The 16,254-nt window shown below is 64.6% G+C and carries 15 protein-coding genes and 1 pseudogene; 3 read left to right on the plus strand and 13 right to left on the minus strand.

All coding sequences use genetic code 11. The annotated features are described in order from the left end of the window. Positions 1-96 precede the first annotated feature (96 nt). Positions 97-915 carry an ABC transporter permease gene (locus tag ACK5L9_RS03455; RefSeq protein WP_416910052.1) on the minus strand — a complete coding sequence of 273 codons (819 nt, stop codon included), beginning with the start codon at positions 913-915 and terminating at the stop codon, positions 97-99. A gap of 118 nt (positions 916-1,033) precedes the next feature. Here ACK5L9_RS03455 and ACK5L9_RS03460 point away from each other — a divergent pair, with 118 nt between their 5' ends. Continuing rightward, positions 1,034-1,630 (plus strand): GcrA family cell cycle regulator, encoded by a 597-nt coding sequence (locus ACK5L9_RS03460; protein WP_416910053.1) that lies wholly within the window; start codon positions 1,034-1,036, stop codon positions 1,628-1,630. A 3-nt stretch (positions 1,631-1,633) separates the two neighbouring features. Here the strand turns inward: ACK5L9_RS03460 and ACK5L9_RS03465 are convergent, their stop codons facing one another. From ACK5L9_RS03465 to pyrH, 8 genes are all read right to left on the minus strand, one after another. Next, positions 1,634-2,266 carry an OmpH family outer membrane protein gene (locus ACK5L9_RS03465; protein WP_416910054.1) on the minus strand — a complete coding sequence of 211 codons (633 nt, stop codon included), beginning with the start codon at positions 2,264-2,266 and terminating at the stop codon, positions 1,634-1,636. Next, complete coding sequence (gene bamA, locus ACK5L9_RS03470) at positions 2,266-4,566, minus strand: outer membrane protein assembly factor BamA (RefSeq protein ID WP_416910055.1); 2,301 nt, start codon at positions 4,564-4,566, stop codon at positions 2,266-2,268. Before bamA ends, ACK5L9_RS03465 begins: the two co-directional genes overlap by 1 nt. 107 nt (positions 4,567-4,673) lie before the next feature. Continuing rightward, positions 4,674-6,005: an RIP metalloprotease RseP gene (gene rseP, locus ACK5L9_RS03475; RefSeq protein ID WP_416910056.1), complete on the minus strand. Its 1,332-nt coding sequence runs from the start codon at positions 6,003-6,005 to the stop codon at positions 4,674-4,676. Beyond that, entirely contained in the window at positions 6,002-7,159 is a 1,158-nt protein-coding gene (gene dxr, locus ACK5L9_RS03480; RefSeq protein WP_416910057.1) for a 1-deoxy-D-xylulose-5-phosphate reductoisomerase, read from the minus strand. The genes rseP and dxr overlap by 4 nt, the downstream gene beginning before the upstream one ends. Positions 7,160-7,162: 3 nt before the next feature. Then, positions 7,163-8,002, minus strand: a complete 840-nt coding sequence (locus ACK5L9_RS03485) for a phosphatidate cytidylyltransferase (RefSeq protein WP_416910058.1) — start codon at positions 8,000-8,002, stop codon at positions 7,163-7,165. Continuing rightward, positions 7,999-8,733, minus strand: coding sequence for a polyprenyl diphosphate synthase (uppS, locus tag ACK5L9_RS03490; protein WP_416910059.1), 735 nt, complete (start codon positions 8,731-8,733; stop codon positions 7,999-8,001). Before uppS ends, ACK5L9_RS03485 begins: the two co-directional genes overlap by 4 nt. Positions 8,734-8,740: 7 nt before the next feature. After that, the gene (gene frr / locus ACK5L9_RS03495) at positions 8,741-9,304 is read right to left on the minus strand and encodes a ribosome recycling factor (protein WP_416910060.1); all 564 of its coding nucleotides are present in this window, start codon (positions 9,302-9,304) and stop codon (positions 8,741-8,743) included. Positions 9,305-9,415: 111 nt separating this feature from the next. Beyond that, positions 9,416-10,150, minus strand: a complete 735-nt coding sequence (pyrH, locus tag ACK5L9_RS03500) for a UMP kinase (protein WP_416910061.1) — start codon at positions 10,148-10,150, stop codon at positions 9,416-9,418. Between the two features lie 93 nt (positions 10,151-10,243). Between pyrH and miaA the strand changes: the two genes are divergently transcribed. Further along, entirely contained in the window at positions 10,244-11,122 is an 879-nt protein-coding gene (gene miaA, locus ACK5L9_RS03505; RefSeq protein WP_416910062.1) for a tRNA (adenosine(37)-N6)-dimethylallyltransferase MiaA, read from the plus strand. Positions 11,123-11,221: 99 nt separating this feature from the next. Next, entirely contained in the window at positions 11,222-12,274 is a 1,053-nt protein-coding gene (locus ACK5L9_RS03510; RefSeq protein WP_416910063.1) for a helix-turn-helix domain-containing protein, read from the plus strand. Here ACK5L9_RS03510 and ACK5L9_RS03515 read toward each other — a convergent pair. From ACK5L9_RS03515 to ACK5L9_RS03530, 4 genes and pseudogenes are all read right to left on the minus strand, one after another. Then, the gene (locus ACK5L9_RS03515; protein ID WP_416910064.1) at positions 12,262-13,014 is read right to left on the minus strand and encodes an RlmE family RNA methyltransferase; all 753 of its coding nucleotides are present in this window, start codon (positions 13,012-13,014) and stop codon (positions 12,262-12,264) included. The two genes, ACK5L9_RS03510 and ACK5L9_RS03515, sit on opposite strands and share 13 nt — an antisense overlap. Next, entirely contained in the window at positions 13,011-14,135 is a 1,125-nt protein-coding gene (locus ACK5L9_RS03520; protein ID WP_416910065.1) for a Ppx/GppA phosphatase family protein, read from the minus strand. The genes ACK5L9_RS03515 and ACK5L9_RS03520 overlap by 4 nt, the downstream gene beginning before the upstream one ends. 104 nt (positions 14,136-14,239) lie before the next feature. Then, positions 14,240-15,988 carry a SulP family inorganic anion transporter gene (locus tag ACK5L9_RS03525; RefSeq protein WP_416910066.1) on the minus strand — a complete coding sequence of 583 codons (1,749 nt, stop codon included), beginning with the start codon at positions 15,986-15,988 and terminating at the stop codon, positions 14,240-14,242. A 24-nt stretch (positions 15,989-16,012) separates the two neighbouring features. Continuing rightward, positions 16,013-16,254: pseudogene (locus ACK5L9_RS03530) on the minus strand (NAD(FAD)-dependent dehydrogenase); the annotation flags it as partial.

The following is a 16,254-nucleotide window of genomic DNA, read 5'->3' on the forward strand; positions in this document are numbered from 1 at the left end:
ATCGGACGGTGACTTTGCGTCAACGTCGGGGACGGGCGAATATGGCGGTCCGGTCGATCATGACCTTCCCATAGCGCGGTTTCGCGGCCCGCGCAATCACGCTTTCATCCGGTATCCCGATTTCAGCCAGCGCCACGCAACATACAGCACCACCGCGACCACCAGCACGCAGATCAGCAATCCACGCAAGGGCGGCGCGTCGCTGACCCCGGTGACGCCATAGCGCGCCCCGTCGATCAGATAAAAGATCGGGTTCCAGTGCGACAGGCTGCGAAAGGGTTCGGGCAGGGCCTGCACCGAATAGAAGGTGCCCGACAGAAAGGACAGCGGGGTGATCACGAAATTCGAGATCGCCGCCATCTGGTCGAATTTCTGCGCCAGAATCCCGGCCAGAATGCCCAGCCCCCCCAGCAGCAATGCCGCCAGCAGCACAAAGACCAGCGCCGCCAGCGGATGCGCGATGCCCGCGCCGGTCACAAAGACCATGCCGGTTCCGATCACCACGGCAACCAGCCCCGCCCGCACGACCGAACCGCACAGATAACCGGCCAGCAGCTCGCCCGGAGACAGGGGCGGCATCAGCGTATCGACGATATTTCCCGTCACCTTGGCCGAGGTGATCGAGCTGGAGGTATTGGCAAAGGCGTTCTGGATCACCGTCATCATCAGAATGCCCGGACCCAGAAATTGCAGATAGGGCAAGCCCATCACATCGCCGCGCCCCTGCCCCAGTGCCAGCGCAAAGACCAGCACGAACAGCGCCGCCGTCATCAGCGGCGCGAATATCGTCTGCTGCCACACGGCCATGAAACGCATCACCTCGCGCCGGGCCAGCGTCCTTAGCCCCAGCCAGTTTACCCGGCCAAAGCGGCGCACGCCCATGGCGGGGCTGTCAGTCATTGTCAATCGGTCCATGCTTGCGGTCCTTGAACTTCTGCGTCTCAGCGGCTAAATCTCGGCATCCCGTTTGTGACGGGGTCAATCGCAGGTTTCAAGATGGGGCGGCCGGTCGGGCTTGCCCGGAAAGGCAACCATGTCCTGGACGGATGAACGCGTCGAAACGCTCAAGCGTATGTGGGGCGAGGGTCAGTCGGCCAGTGCCATCGCCAAGGAACTGGGCGGTGTGACCCGCAACGCGGTGATCGGCAAGGTGCACCGTCTGGGCCTGTCGAACCGCAGCGAAGAGCCGGAACAGGCCGCCGCCACGACGGCACCCGCTGCCGAAAAAAAGCCGGAAAAGAAACCGGCGGCGACCAAACCCCAACCCGCCGCCGAGCCGGTCGAGGCACGGGCGGAACCCGCCGCACCCGAGGAACCCGCGACCCAGCCCGCCTTTTCGCCGGCACCGCGCCGTCAGATCGTGCCTGCGGGCCAGCCCCTGCCCCCGCAACCCTCGGCCAATGAAATCAGCCCCGAAACGCTGGCCACGGCCCGCGAGATCGAAAAGAAATCGCGCAAGTTGTCGCTGATGGAACTGACCGAGCGGACGTGCAAATGGCCCATCGGCGACCCGGCAACGGACCGGTTCTGGTTCTGCGGCCTGCCCAGTCAGCCCGGCAAGCCCTATTGCGAAACCCATGTCAGCGTGGCTTTCCAGCCGATGAGCTCGCGCCGCGACCGCCGCCGCTGACGGCTAATTCGCCGGAGCTTCGGGCGCGGCAGGTGCCGGAATGGCGGGGGCTGTGTCCGAAGGCCCCGCGCCCGTTTCGGCAGGCCCCTCGCCGATGGTCTCGTCCAGCCTTTCGATCAGCGCATCGGTGATGTCGATGGCATCCAGCGACACGAAAACGGTCCGGCGCTCAAGCACCGCGACCGCATTCCTTTCGCGCATGACTTCGGCCATCACCGGCAGCGCAGCCTGATAAAAGGCGGCGCGATCCGCCTCGACCCGCGCGTTCAGGTCATCGACGACCTGCGCCCGCGCCCGGCGGATTTCGGTCGCGCGAACGTCGAATGCCTCGGCCAGCTTGCGAAAATCGGCCGGGTCCAGCGTCTTGCGCTGTTCGGTCAGCCGCGCCTCTTCTTCGGATAATTGCGCGGCGATGCGTTCGTGATCGGCGGCGATCTTGCGGCCCTCGGCTTCCAGTTCCGCCTGCGCACGCGTGCCCCAGGCCGAACGCGCGAAAAGCTGATTCAGATCGACCGTCAGGATCGGCGCGGCGGCAACAACAGCCGCGCCCTCCGTCTGCGCCTGTTGGGCCACAGCCGGGCAGGCCGCGAATGCCGCGAATGCCGCGACCAGCAACGCGGAAAGGCAGCGACGCATCAGAAATTCGTCGAGATGGTCAGGTCGAAATTCTGCGTCTCGTCATAATCTTCCTTGCGAATCGCGCGCGAGAAATTGAAGCGCAGCGGACCGATGGGCGTATCCCAGAAGATCGAGGCCCCGACCGCCGCGCGAACATGCATGCCGTCATCCACCAGCACGCCATTCGTCCCCACCCGGTCGTCAAGCCCCCAGATCGAGCCGACATCGGCGAAAACTCCGCCCATGATGCCGTATTCTTCCGGCAGACCCAGCGGGAATTGCGCTTCGGCGCGGGCGGCCCAATAGTAGTCGCCGCCCAACCCGTCCTCGTTCTCGGCCTCGCGGTCGCGCGGACCGATGCCGTTGGGGTGGAACCCGCGCACCTTGTTGCCCGCCCGGAACCGGTCGAGGATCCAGTTGGAATAATCGCCATAGGTATGGACCGCGCCTGCCTCGACCTCGGCGCGCAGGGTGACTTCTTCGTACCAGGCGTTGCTTTCCACACCCGCCGATGCGGTGGTGGTGACGGTTTTCACGTCGCCCCCCAGACCCGCGAAATCCTGTGCGAAGCGGAACTTGTAGCTGGTCAGCGGGTCAAGCCCGGTCCGCCGCGAATCCCATGTATACGCATAGCCCAGACCCGAGCTGTAGCGGCTGCCCTCTTCCCGCTTCAGGATGTCAGAACTGCCGTCGTTCAGGCCGCTCAGCTTGTCGCGGGCAAAACGGTATTGCAGCGCCACCCTGCCATTCTGCGACAGCGGAAACTCGATCGACGGGCTGATTCCGGCGGAATCGGTGTCGTAATCGGAATTCGAGTTCTGGGTTTTCTGGTACCAGACATTGAAACCAAAGCGCAGGTCGCGGCCAAGGAAATACGGCTCGGCAAAGTTGAACGACAATTGCCGGTCGTCGCTGGTCGTCGAAATCGTCAGCCCGACCGTCTGGCCGCGTCCCAGAAAATTGCTTTCGGTCAGCGATGCGTTCAGCCCGATGCCCGCATTGACGCCATAAGACGCGCCGAAAGACAGCGAGCCGGTAGGCTGTTCCTCGACATTCACATCGACGATCACCTGATCCTCGCCGGTGCCCTGCCGCGTATTGACCTGCGCATCCGCGAAATAGCCAAGTGCGCGGATGCGTTCAGCCGAATTGCGGATTTCGCGCGGGTTGAAGGGATCACCCTCGACCGAGGTGAACTGTCGGCGGATCACCTCGTCCAGCGTCGTCGTGTTGCCCTCGATGTCGATCCGTTCGACGAAAACCCGCGGCCCGCGGGTCAACGCAAAGGTCAGGTTCAGCGTCTGGTTCTGAGGATTGCGGGTGACACGCGGTTCGATATTGACGAAATCCAGACCCTGCTGGATGGCGACGGTCTCCATCCGGCGGATGGTGTTGTCGATGACGGCAGGGTTATAGACCTCGCCCGCCCGCACCCGGTTCTGCGCCGCAAAGGCCGCCGCGTCCACGCCCGGAATTTCCGAAATCGTCGTCACATCGGCAAAGCGGTAACGCGGGCCTTCCTGGATGTTGAAGGTGATATAGAACGCATCACGTTCGCGCGCGACTTCAGAGGCGATGCCCTGCACCTTGAAATCCGCATAGCCGCGCGAACGATAGAAATCGGTCAGCAACTGTTCGTCCAGCGGAATGCGTTCGGGTGCGAACGTATCGCGGCTGATGAACAGGCGCAGGATCCCGGCCTGCTTGGATTGCAGCACCTGCCGCAAGCGGCGATCCGAAAAGGCACGGTTGCCGGTAAAGCCGATGCGCTCGATCTCGGTCAGGTCGCCCTCGCGGATTTCAAAGACCAGATCGACGCGGTTGTCGCTGCGGCGGATGATCCGGGGATCGACCCGCGCCGCCAGCCGCCCCGAGGCAGCATAGGCCTGAGCGATATTGCTGGCATCGGTCAGCGCCTGGCTGGGCTGATAGACCCGGCGCGCCTGGCTTTTCACGATTTCGGTCAGTTGCTCATCCTTGATGCGGCGATTGCCTTCAAAGCTGATCTGGTTGATCGTCGGATATTCGCTGACCTTGATGACCAGCGTGCCGCCTTGCGGGTTGACCTCGACCGTCTCGAACAGGCCCGAGTTCTGAAGGCGCTGCACCGCGTCATTCAGTTCGCCCGCCGAAACCTCTTGCCCGCGCGCGATATTGGCATAGGACAGCACCGTCGCGGCCTCGATCCGTTGCGTACCCTCGATGCGCACATCGTTGAACACATATGCCGCAGCCGGCAGCGGCAGCAACCCCGCAGGCACCGAGATGGTCAGTGCCGTCACCAGCGCAACCGCGCTTTTCCCCAGTCTACGTGTCATCGCCGCCCCTCTTTATGACCTGCATCAGCGTCTTTCCGACGCGCTGTCTCTTTTGGGTTCCAGCTTGTGCCCGAAACCCGTCGCGCTGTCAAAAGCGCAGAACGCCCTTACGGACAGAAAAGATCGTTCGTAAGGCCGAAAATCATCAAAGTCAGCACCGCCGCCATCCCGATTGCTGTCAGCACGTTCAGCACCCGGTCGGGCGGCGGATGGCCTGTCACGGCCTCCCACGTATAGAACATCAGATGTCCGCCATCCAGAACCGGGATCGGCAGCAGATTCAGAAAGCCGATAGCCGCCGACAGGACCGCAATCCACCACAGGAAGTCTGCTCCCCCCGCGCTGGCCGCCTGACCGGTGCTTTCGGCGATGCTGATCGCGCCGCCCAGATTGCAGCTTGCGATCTGCCCGGTGATCATCGCCCACATGCCCGTCAGCGACGAGGCGATGATTCCCCAGGTCTGGGTCACACCCAGCCACAGCGATTCCAGCAGGCCGGCACGGCGCGTCGCGGGTTCGAAATAGCTTTCGCCACCGGTGACACCGATCAGCCAGCGCTTTTCGAAACCGCCATCGGCCACCGGCAGATCCTGCATCTTGGGGATCAGCGCATAGGACGAAACGCCGCTGTCCTGACGCCAGACCTGCATCTCAAGCGGCTTGCCATCGGCGGCCTCGACCATGTCGCGCATCTGGGAAAAGCGGGTGATCGGCTGCCCCCCGATCGCGACAACCACATCGCCGCCCCTCAGCCCGGCATCCGCCGCCGCGCTGCGCGGGGCGACGCCGCTGATCCGTGCGGGCATCGGATCAGGCCCCGCGACCGACATCTCGACGCCGTCGCGCTGCACCAGCCAGTCCTGCTGCGGCGCAGGCGGCAAATCCTGCGCCGCGCGACCGATATCGCCCCAGCTTTCGATCTTGTGCCCGCCGATGGCCAGAACCTGATCGCCGGGCCGAAGCTCGTTCACCACGCCGGGCGGTGCAGAGGCGATACGCCCGACCTGAACATGATCGGTAGGCACCCCCTGCAACAACGCAAAACCGCCGAAGATCAGGATCGACAGGATGAAATTGAAGACCGGGCCGGCCAGCAGCGTCGAGAACCGCGCCCAAAGCGGCGCGCCGGTCAGCGTCCGGCGCAGCTGGGCCGGATCGACCGGCCTGCCCGGCCCGGCGCTGGCGGCATTTGCATCGCCCAGAAACCGCACATAGCCGCCCAGAGGCAGCGCCGCGATCTGCCACAGCGTTCCGCGCCGGTCGCGCCAGGCAAGAAGCCGCGGCCCGAACCCGACCGAGAACACCTCGGGCTTGATGCCGGACAGGCGGCCAATGATGTAATGGCCGTATTCGTGAACCGTCACGATCACCGACAGCGCCACGACAAAGGCCGCCAGCGTCCACAGCGTTCCGCCAAATTGCGGGATCAGGTCGGTCATGCAGCGGCCTCCTGTCTTGCGGCGCGGTCCCAGTGCAGGACGGCATCCAGATCGCGGGGATCATCGCAGAAACCTGCCTGCCCCGACAAGGCGGACAGCGCCGCCTCGACTTTGGATGCCATCTGCGTAAACCCTGTGCGCCCGGAAATAAAGTCGTCCAGCGCCTGTTCCTTGGCCGCGTTGAACACCGCCCCCGCCATGCCGCCCGCCGCCATTACCTCGCGCGCAAGGCGCAGAGCGGGCCAGCGGACCTCATCCGGCTGGCGGAAAGTCAGACTGCCAAGTGCTGCCAGATCCAGCGGGGCGACCGGCAGGGCCGCACGCTGGGGCCAGTTCAGCGCAAAGCCGATGGCGTGTCGCATGTCGGGCGCGCCCAGATGCGCGATCGTGCCGCCATCCACGTGACTTACCATCGCATGAATGATCGATTCCGGATGAACCAGAACCTTGATTTTACCTTCGGAAAGGCCGAAAAATTCATGTGTTTCTATGACTTCCATTGCCTTGTTGAACATCGACGCGCTGTCGATGGTGATCCGCTGGCCCATGGCCCAGTTCGGGTGGGTCGATGCCTCGGCGACGGTTGCGGCGGCCAGACGTTCCAGCGGCCAGTCGCGGAACGCCCCCCCGGACGCAGTGATGGTCACATCCTTGACGGATTCCAGTTTTTCCTGGCCAAGCGCCTGAAAAATAGCGGAATGTTCAGAATCGACCGGCAGAATTGTCGCCCCGCTGTGTGCCGCTTGCGCGCGGATCAACGGACCGGCGCAAACCAGCGATTCCTTGTTGGCCAGCGCCAGCGTACCGCCCTGTGCCAGCGCCGTCAGACCCGGCGCCAGCCCGGCAGAACCGACAATCGCCGACAGAATCCAATCCGCAGGACGCGCAGCGGCCTCGACCAGCGCTGCTTGCCCTGCCGCCGTCTCGACCCCGCTGCCCGCCAACGCCTCGCGCAAATCGTCCAGCAGATCGGGACAGGCGGTCACGGCGATTTCAGCCCGCAATTCGCGCGCCATCTGCGCCAGAGCCGCGATATTGCGTCCGCCGGTCAGCGCGACGATACGAAAGGCCCCGGCCCCGCCCGCGCGACGGATCAGATCGACGCAATTCCCCCCGACCGAACCGGTCGCCCCGAAGATCGAGATGCGCCGCATCGCCTAGACCACCACCGGCAGGACGAACAGGGCACCAAACAGCATCGTTGCCAGCACGGCACCGGTCACGGCGTCAAAGCGGTCCATGAAGCCGCCATGCCCCGGAATGAGGTTGGAACTGTCCTTGACCCCGGCCCGCCGCTTTAGCCAGCTTTCGGCGATATCGCCCATCTGCCCGGCAAAACAGACCAGCGGTGAAAGCCAGATCAGCGTGGCATCGCCGCGTCCGGTCAGCCAAAGGGCCAGCCCCAGCAGTCCTGCGCCAACCCAGCCCGCAACCGTGCCGGACCACGTCTTCTTGGGGCTGAGCGAAGGCCAGAATTTCGGCCCGCCGATCAGCCTGCCCAGAAAATAGCCCGCCGTGTCAGAGATGATGACCACACCCATCAGCCACAGAACGAATCCCAGCCCCGCCTCCTCGCGAAAGCCGACAAGGCCATAGACGACCAGCAGGATCGCCGCGCCGAACGCCGCATAGGTCACGCGGTCGCGCGACGCAGCCCCCGGCAGCCCGGCCAGAATCGGCACCAGCAGCAGCAGCCATGACAGCGGATGATAGCTGATCAACGCCGCGAATTGCGACAGCCCCGCAATGGCGGCCAGCGCCAGCGGCCGCCATGTTCCGAACAGCCCGGCATGCATTTCAGGGTGCCGCCAGCCAGTCATGCAGGCCAGTTCCCAAAAGGTGATCGCCGCGACCAGCGCCATCCCCAGCCGCAGCCAGATTCCCGTAGCTACCGCCAGCAACACGCCGATCCCCACCAGCACCACGGTCGAGGCGATGCGGCGTGACAGGTCGGTCCATTTCCCCGCAGGCCGGGATGCTTGCCCGTTGCCCGTCATACGCCCCCAAAGCGGCGGTCGCGCATTCCAAAGCGGTCAAGGATCCGGGCCAGATGGTCAGGCGTGAAATCGGGCCAAAGGGTCTGGGCGAACTCGTATTCCGAATAAGCAGTCTGCCAAGGCAGGAAATTCGAGGTCCGAGTCTCACCCGAGGTGCGGATCACAAGATCGGGATCCGGGTGGCCCGCCGTGTCCAGACAGGCCGCCAGATCCTTTTCGGTCGGTTTCACGATCTCGCCGCTGGCGATTTTCTGGCCCAGACGTGTCGCCGCGCGGGTCAGCTCGTCCCGGCCGCCATAGTTGATCGCAACAGTCAGGTTCAGCCGGGAATTTCCCGCCGTCCGCGCCTCGATCGAAGCCATCAGCGCCTGCAATTTCGGGTCCAGCATTTCGCGCCCGCCGATAAAGCGCAATCTGACGCCCTCGGCCGCCATCCCCTCGGCCTCGCGTTCGATATAGCGGCGAAAAATCTTCATCAGACCAAGGACTTCTTCGGTCGAACGCTTCCAGTTTTCGGTGGAAAAGGCGTAAACAGTCAGCCAGTTCACGCCCAGATCGGGACAGGCGCGGACGATCTGCTTGACCCGTTCGGCCCCGCGGCGGTGGCCGACCAGCCGGGGCCAGCCCCGTTCCGTCGCCCAACGGCCATTTCCATCCATGATGATCGCAACGTGGCGGGGGCGCTGATCGGCGCCTCCATTCGTCAGGGCCTCGGCGGTTTCTGCGGCCATCTTGTGATCAGACCTGCATGATTTCAGCTTGCTTGCTTTCAAGCGACTGGTCCACCTGCCCGATCATCTTGTCGGTCAGCTCCTGAACCACGCCTTCCCAGAATTTCTGGTCATCCTCGGGCATGCCATTGGCCTTGCCCTTCTTGACCTGATCCATGCCGTCGCGGCGCACATTACGGATCGCGACACGCGCGCTTTCGGCATATTGCGCGGCGACCTTGGTCAGTTCGCGGCGGCGTTCCTCGTTCAGTTCGGGGATCGGCAGCATGATGATCGTGCCGTTGGTCTGCGGATTGATCCCCAGGCCGGATTCACGGATCGCCTTTTCGACCTTGCCGACCATGCCCTTGTCCCAGACATTGATCGTGACCATGCGCGGCTCGGGGACATTGACGGTGCCAAGCTGGTTGACCGGGGTCATCTGGCCGTAGGCATCGACCTGCACCGGCTCGACCATCGAGGCCGAGGCGCGGCCCGTGCGCAATGACGCAAATTCATGCCGCAGACTTTCCATCGCGCCTTTCATCCGGCGCTCCAGATCGTCAATGTCGATTTCAATATCCTCTGCCATAGCAGCCTGCCCCCGCACTTAATTTCCCCGCTTGTAACCCCAATGCCGGGGCTTGGCAAAGGCTTTGCCCCACATCTGGCGCTGTGTCGCCTGCGGCCATCCACGGCCCGGTCAGCCATGCACGCGGGTATAGGTGCCCCGCCCCTCCAGAATCGTGCGAAAGCCACCCGGCTCGTCCAGAGAAAAGACGATGATCGGCAGACGGTTGTCGCGGGCCAGCGCAATGGCCGAAGCGTCCATCACCCCCAGATGCTTTTGCAGCACCTCGTCATAGCTGACCCTGTCATAGCGCTGGGCGTCGGGATGCCTGACCGGATCCTTGTCATAGACCCCATCGACCTTGGTGCCCTTGAAAATCGCTTCGCAGTTCATTTCCGAGGCGCGCAGCGTGGCGGCGGTGTCGGTCGTGAAATACGGGTTGCCGGTGCCGGCGGCAAAGATCACGATCCGCTTCTTTTCCAGATGGCGGATGGCGCGGCGGCGGATATAGGGTTCGCAGACCTCGTCCATGCGGATGGCGCTGATCACGCGGCAATGCAGGCCCTTGGCCTCCAGCGCAGACTGCATGGCCAGCGCGTTCATCACCGTGGCCAGCATGCCCATGTAATCGGCAGTCGTCCGTTCCATCCCCTGGGCGCTGCCCTGAAGGCCGCGAAAGATATTGCCGCCGCCGATGACCATGCAAACCTCGACCCCCATCTGCGCGACCGATTCGACCTCGTTGGCGATGCGGGTGACGGTGGGGGGGTGCAGGCCAAATCCCTGATCACCCATCAGCGCCTCGCCGGAAATCTTCAGCATCACCCGGTTGTACTGGGTGGGCCCGTGGCCCGTCTGGTCGGTCATGTCCTGTCCTGTCCTTTTCGCATGGGCCTGCCGCTTTCGTCGCGGCGCAAAATGTCGCAAAAGGCCGAAGGATTCAACCTGCCGGAACCGCTTATGTCCGACCCCGACCTGACGCGCATCGATCCCGCGCGCCATCTGCTGATCGCAGGCCCCACGGCCTGCGGCAAATCGGCGCTGGCGCTGGCTGTGGCGCGGGCGCAGGGCGGGCTGATCGTCAATGCCGACGCGCTGCAAATCTGGTCCTGCTGGCGGATTCTGACCGCCCGCCCCTCGCCCGGCGACGAGGCGGCGGCGCCACATGCGCTGTATGGTCACATCGCACCCGACCGCAGCTATTCGGTCGGCGACTGGCTGCGCGAGGTCCGGGCGCTGACCGACCGGCGGCTGATCGTCGTGGGCGGCACCGGGCTGTATCTGACCGCGCTGACGCAGGGGCTGGCCGAAATTCCGCCCGTTCCCGCCGAAATCCGGGCCGGGGGCGATGCGTTGCTGTCGCGGCCCGGTGGCCTTGCCCTGATGCTTGAGGGGTTGGACGCCCCGACCCGCAACCGGATCGACACCCGCAACCCCGCCCGCGTCCAGCGCGCATGGGAGGTGTTTCGCGCCACCGGGCGCGGCCTGTCTGACTGGCAGGACGACACCCCGCCGCCGCTGATCCCCCCGCAGGACAGTCAGCGCCTGCTGATCGCCGCCGACCCTGATTGGCTGGCGGACCGCATCGCCGCGCGCTTCCTGGCGATGATGGCGGATGGCGTGCTGGACGAGGTTCGCGCGATGATGCCAGTCTGGGACGGCACACGGCAGTGGGCGCGCGCTATTGGTGCGCCGGAACTGATTTCTCATCTGAAAGGAGAAACCAGTTTACCTTTCGCAATAGATCGCGCGATCATCGCAACCCGCCAATACGCGAAATCGCAACGCAACTGGTTCCGCGGCCGGATGCGCGACTGGACCCCGTGGTCCGCAACCTGAATTTTCTGCAATACCCGGTGCGTTCAGACAATTGCCAAGGCACGGAATATAGGCGATACTTTGCCTATATCTTCTGATTGATTTTCCAGGAACATGGCGTTGAGTTATGACCAGAAGGGCTGGAAAAATGGTTTTCCGTTTTCAGTCAGTCCTTTACGATCAAAATCACTCTCCCACCCGTATCGGCTGTTTACCGCTGATATTCGGGATGCGCGGGTCATTGCCGCCGGCATTCCCGACGGGAAAGAGATCAACGCCGCCGCCACCGAATCCGGCGCGACCCTGCCCCAGAACCACCCCCGCAACCTGACCGATCCCCTGCCGGTTGCCGCCCGGCCCTTCGCGCAGCGCCCGGTTCCGCAGCAAAACGGATTGCGGTTGATCAAACTGGAAAGTTTTGTCTGGGGAAGCCGGGCAAACCCGCCTCAGCCGCGCACCCGAGCCGATCACACGCTGATCTGTGTGACCTCGGGTTCGGTGCATCTGGACCTGCCGCGCAGGCACGATCTGCTGCGGACCGATGCGGTGCGCTATATCCCCGCCGGAACCGCCTTTGCCGCATTGCCGCGCAAACATGCGGCGGGTTATGCACTGCTGATCGCGCCCGCTCTGCTGCGCGATCTGGATTTTCCCCGGCATGCGTTGTCAGGTAATGCCGCCGGTGCCGCGCCTGCCCTGCTGGCCACCTTGCAGGAACTGGCATTCGAGGCCGCCCGCCCCGAGCCCGGCCCCGAACTGCGCCTGTTGCTGGGCGTGCTGGGGCTGCGCCTGTCACGGCTTGCACCCGCCCGCCCCGCGACCAGTGCCGCCCCCCTGCCCTGCGGAACCGGGCGGCCCATGGTGGACCGGTTCCTTGCACTTGCGGCAACGCGGCTTGGACAGGGCCAGACCATCGCCGATCTGGCCGAGGAACTGGGCACAACGACCGCTTTTCTGGACAATGCCTGCCAGATGGCGCGCGGTCGCCGCGCCGTCGATCTGGTCCATTCGCTGCGGCTGGAACGGGCGGTCGAATTGCTGCGCTCGGGCCGGCGCAGCCCGGCGCAGATCGCTTGCGAGCTGGGATATTCCAGTCACGCGCATTTTACCCGCGCCTGTGTCGCCGCCACCGGACGCCCGCCCGAGGCGTTCCGCAATCATCAGCCCCGCTGATCATCCTCATCCGGCGCGCGGCGAAACCCTGTCGCCACGACGAATTTCTCGGATGAATCGCTGCGGCTGGCCGGAGGTTTCACATTGGCGACCCTGGCGAAATTGCGCTTGAGCATCGCCTGCATCCCGGATTCGGCTCCGCCCGCCAGAACCTTGGCAACAAAGGTGCCCCCCGGTTCAAGCACATCAAAGGCCAGTTGCACCGCCGCCTCGACCAGCGCGACGATGCGCAGATGGTCGGTGCCTTTATGCCCTGACGAGGCCGCAGCCATATCCGACATCACCACATCGGCGGGCCCGCCCAGCCAATCCTTGACCCGCGCATCCGCGCCGTCGGACAGGAAATCAAGCTGATGGATCTCGGCTCCGGCGATCGGATCGACCTCTTGCAGATCGACGCCGACGACGCGCCCCACCGCCTTGCCCGGTTTCTCGCCCAGGGCATTCGCCCGCGCCACCGCCACCTGACACCAACCACCCGGCGCGCAGCCCAGATCGACGACGCGCGCGCCCGGCACCAGAAAGCGGTACTTGTCATCCAGTTCCAGAATCTTGTAGGCCGCCCGCCCGCGATAACCCTCGCGTTTGGCGCGTGCGACATAGGGGTCGTTCAGTTGCCGTTCCAGCCACAGCTTGCTGGACAGCTTGCGCCCCTTGGCGGTCTTGACCCGTACTTTCAGATCGCGCTGCCCGCGCCCGCTTGTCTTGCCGGCGCGGCTGCCGCCCGGTGCCTTGCTCATCCCGCCACTCCGTTCATGCCTTCCGGGGTCAACACCCCATCGCGCACCATCTGGGCATAAAGCAACCCCTCTCGCAGGCCGCGATCCGCGACGGACAGGCGGTTGGTCGGCCAGACGCGCATCAGGGTTTGCAGGATCGCCGCGCCCGACATGATCAGCGCGTGGCGTTCGCGCCCGATACGGGGGTCACTGCGCCGTCCCTCGGGGCCGAGTTGCAGATAGGAATGGATCACCTTGTCGATCTGGCCGCTGGTCATGGTCAGCCCGTCCACCTTGGTCCGATCATAGCGGCGCAGGCCCAGATGGCTGGCAGCAACTGTTGTGACGGTACCCGATGTACCGATGACCTGAAACCCCCCGCCGGGCGGGCCATAGGCATAGGGCGTGAAATCGGCCAGCATCTCTTCGAAATACCAGCTCATCAGGGCAAAGCGGCCCTGATCGTCTTCGACATCCGAGAACTGGTCGCGCAGCGTCGCCACGCCCAGAGGCACGCTGATCCAGTCCACCACCCGCGCACCGTCCGGCTGCGCCTCGCGAAATCCGCCGCCAAGCCGCATGATCGCGCGGGGGCGCTCGGTCTCTTCGACCCCGGCGAGATCGATCCAGACCAGCTCGGTCGAGCCGCCGCCGATATCGACGACCAGCAGGGTTTCGGTCTTGTGGCTGACCAGCGGCGCGCAAGAGATCACTGCCAGCCGGGCCTCTTCCTCGGCATCGATAATCTCGACCGGCAGGCCGGTTTCGCGGCGAACGGTGCGCATGAAATCACGGCTGTTGCGGGCGCGGCGGCAGGCCTCGGTGGCGACCAGCCGCATGTTCTTGACCTCATGCTGTTCCAGCTTGCGTCGGCAAACCTGCAAGGCGTGAACGGTGCGCGCCATCGAACTGCGGGACAGCCGCCCCGAAGCCTCCAGCCCCTGTCCAAGCTGTACAGGCTTGGAAAAGCTGTCCACGACCTGAAACTGATTGCCGCGCGGTCGCGCAATCAGCATCCGGCACGAATTGGTCCCCAAATCGAGCGCAGCGTAAAGCTGGCCCTCATCGGGGTGTCGGGTGCCTGACGGCTCTACCGTTTGGTTCGGGAACGCGCCTGCACCCGCAGGACGCCTGGGCGCCATCACATACGCCCTCCGATATCAAGTTGTGGCAAGGGTAGCCTGCCCTTGACAGCGGTTCAAGAGGCCGCTCGGCAGTCGCCCTCTTGCCGTTACATCCCCTGGCGTCACGCCCCGGCATTTTTCGTTGCGCCGCGACAGATGCCGGGGCTCAGCGCCGCGACGGCATCCCATTGCGACAGGAAAACCCGTCCGGTCAGATGCTGCAACAGATGGCTGCGGCGCAGACGGTCCATGACCGGACCCTTTACTTCGGAAAGGTGAAGCGTCACGCCCATATCTTCCAGCCTTTCGTTCAGCGCCTCAAGCGTTTCCAGCGCCGACAGGTCGATGGCGTTCACGGCGGGGCACATCAGCACGACATCGTGAATCCGGCGATCACCCGACACCCGGTCCAGCACCTTGTCCTCAAGGAAACGCGCGTTGGCGAAATACAGGCTTTCATCGACGCGCATGGTCAGAAGGCCCGGATCGGTCAACACCTGATGGCGGCGGATATTGCGGAAATGCTGGGTGCCGGGGACCAGCCCGACCTCGGCGATATGCGGGCGCGAAGTGTGGTAAAGATGCAGCACCACCGACAGCACGACACCCGCGGTCACGCCGGTCTCGACCCCGAACAGCAGGGTCAGCAGAATGGTCCCGGCGACGGCGGCAAAGTCGGCGCGGTTATACGCCCATGCCTTGCGCAGGATCGAGAAATCGACCAGCGACAGCACCGCGACGATGATCGTCGCGGCCAGGGTTGCATTGGGCAGGTAATAGACCAGCGGTGTCAGCGCCACGGCGGCGATGGCCAGCCCCAGGGCGGTAAAGGCCCCTGCGGCAGGGGTCTCGGCCCCGGCATCGAAATTCACGACCGAGCGGGCAAAGCCCCCCGTCACCGGATAGCCGCCCGAAAAGCCCGCGCCCAGATTGGCCATGCCCAGACCGATCAGTTCCTGATCCGGGTCGATGCGCTGCCGACGTTTGGCCGCAAGGGTCTGCGCGACGCTGATCGATTCGACAAAGCCGATGACGGAAATCAGGATCGCGGGCACCAGCAGCGCCCTGACAAGATCGGCGGACAGATCCGGCATGCTGAAGGGCGGCAGGCTTTGCGGCACGCTGCCCACCACGCTGACACCCTGCCGGTCCAGCCCAAGGCCCCATGTCAGCAGCGTTGTGACCAGTACGGCGGCGACCGGCCCGGCGCGCGTGGCGATGGTCGCCAGCCCGTCCGAAAGTCCCGCCTTTTTCAGCGCCGGTTTCAGACCCTTGCGCACCCAGAACAGGAAACCCGTCGCCGATGCTCCGATCAGCAGCGTGCCGGGATTGACCTGCCCCAGATGCGCGGCCAGCGCCGCCAGCATCGCGGGCAGCGTATCGCCCGACGCCTTGACGCCAAGGATATGCTTCAACTGGCTGGTGGCGATCAGGATGCCGGATGCGTTGATGAACCCGGCGATGACCGGGTGGGACAGGAAATTCGCCAGAAATCCCAGCCGGAACACCCCAAGCGCCAGCAGGAACAGCCCGGACAGGAAGGCCAGCGTCAGCGCCGCCGCCGCATAACCCGCCGTGCCCGCCTGTGCCACCTGCCCCACCGCCGCCGCTGTCATCAACGACACCACCGCCACCGGCCCGACCGCCAGCGCGCGCGAGGTGCCGAACATCGCATAAAGAATGATCGGCAGGATCGAGGCATAGATCCCCGCCTCGGGTGGCAACCCTGCCAGCATCGCATAGGCCAGCGATTGCGGGATCAGCATGATCGTGACGATCACCGCCGCCATCAGATCGTTCTGCAAGGCACCCCGGTCGTATCGCCTTCCCCAGTCGAGAATCGGCAGCAGGCGGGCCAGTCGGGTTTTCATCGTCACGCCTTTCGGAAAACGGGGTCAGCCATCCACCGACAGGGCCTCGGGCCGGGCCATCCATTCGCGGCCGCGCAGCATGGCCTGCCAATAAACCGGAGGCAGGATTCGTTCCTTCAGCCACCACGCGGTGCGGGTCGGTTTCGTGCCATCGACCAGCCATTTCGGGAAACTGGGCAGCAGCTTGCCGCCAAAGCCAAACTCGGCCAGGACGATCTTGCCGCGTTCCACGGTCAGCGGGCAGGACCCATAGCCGTCATATCGCG

It is taken from the genome of Paracoccus sp. (in: a-proteobacteria) (genome assembly GCF_047973135.1).
Taxonomy (GTDB): domain Bacteria; phylum Pseudomonadota; class Alphaproteobacteria; order Rhodobacterales; family Rhodobacteraceae; genus Paracoccus.

What these genes read in the sequence shown, in the direction of transcription:
- ACK5L9_RS03455 (WP_416910052.1), bottom strand. Translation starts at nt 915, where the DNA reads ATGGACCGATTGACAATGACTGACAGCCCCGCCATGGGCGTGCGCCGC.
- ACK5L9_RS03460 (WP_416910053.1), top strand. Translation starts at nt 1,034, where the DNA reads ATGTCCTGGACGGATGAACGCGTCGAAACGCTCAAGCGTATGTGGGGC.
- ACK5L9_RS03465 (WP_416910054.1), bottom strand. Translation starts at nt 2,266, where the DNA reads ATGCGTCGCTGCCTTTCCGCGTTGCTGGTCGCGGCATTCGCGGCATTC.
- bamA (WP_416910055.1), bottom strand. Translation starts at nt 4,566, where the DNA reads ATGACACGTAGACTGGGGAAAAGCGCGGTTGCGCTGGTGACGGCACTG.
- rseP (WP_416910056.1), bottom strand. Translation starts at nt 6,005, where the DNA reads ATGACCGACCTGATCCCGCAATTTGGCGGAACGCTGTGGACGCTGGCG.
- dxr (WP_416910057.1), bottom strand. Translation starts at nt 7,159, where the DNA reads ATGCGGCGCATCTCGATCTTCGGGGCGACCGGTTCGGTCGGGGGGAAT.
- ACK5L9_RS03485 (WP_416910058.1), bottom strand. Translation starts at nt 8,002, where the DNA reads ATGACGGGCAACGGGCAAGCATCCCGGCCTGCGGGGAAATGGACCGAC.
- uppS (WP_416910059.1), bottom strand. Translation starts at nt 8,733, where the DNA reads ATGGCCGCAGAAACCGCCGAGGCCCTGACGAATGGAGGCGCCGATCAG.
- frr (WP_416910060.1), bottom strand. Translation starts at nt 9,304, where the DNA reads ATGGCAGAGGATATTGAAATCGACATTGACGATCTGGAGCGCCGGATG.
- pyrH (WP_416910061.1), bottom strand. Translation starts at nt 10,150, where the DNA reads ATGACCGACCAGACGGGCCACGGGCCCACCCAGTACAACCGGGTGATG.
- miaA (WP_416910062.1), top strand. Translation starts at nt 10,244, where the DNA reads ATGTCCGACCCCGACCTGACGCGCATCGATCCCGCGCGCCATCTGCTG.
- ACK5L9_RS03515 (WP_416910064.1), bottom strand. Translation starts at nt 13,014, where the DNA reads ATGAGCAAGGCACCGGGCGGCAGCCGCGCCGGCAAGACAAGCGGGCGC.
- ACK5L9_RS03520 (WP_416910065.1), bottom strand. Translation starts at nt 14,135, where the DNA reads ATGGCGCCCAGGCGTCCTGCGGGTGCAGGCGCGTTCCCGAACCAAACG.
- ACK5L9_RS03525 (WP_416910066.1), bottom strand. Translation starts at nt 15,988, where the DNA reads ATGAAAACCCGACTGGCCCGCCTGCTGCCGATTCTCGACTGGGGAAGG.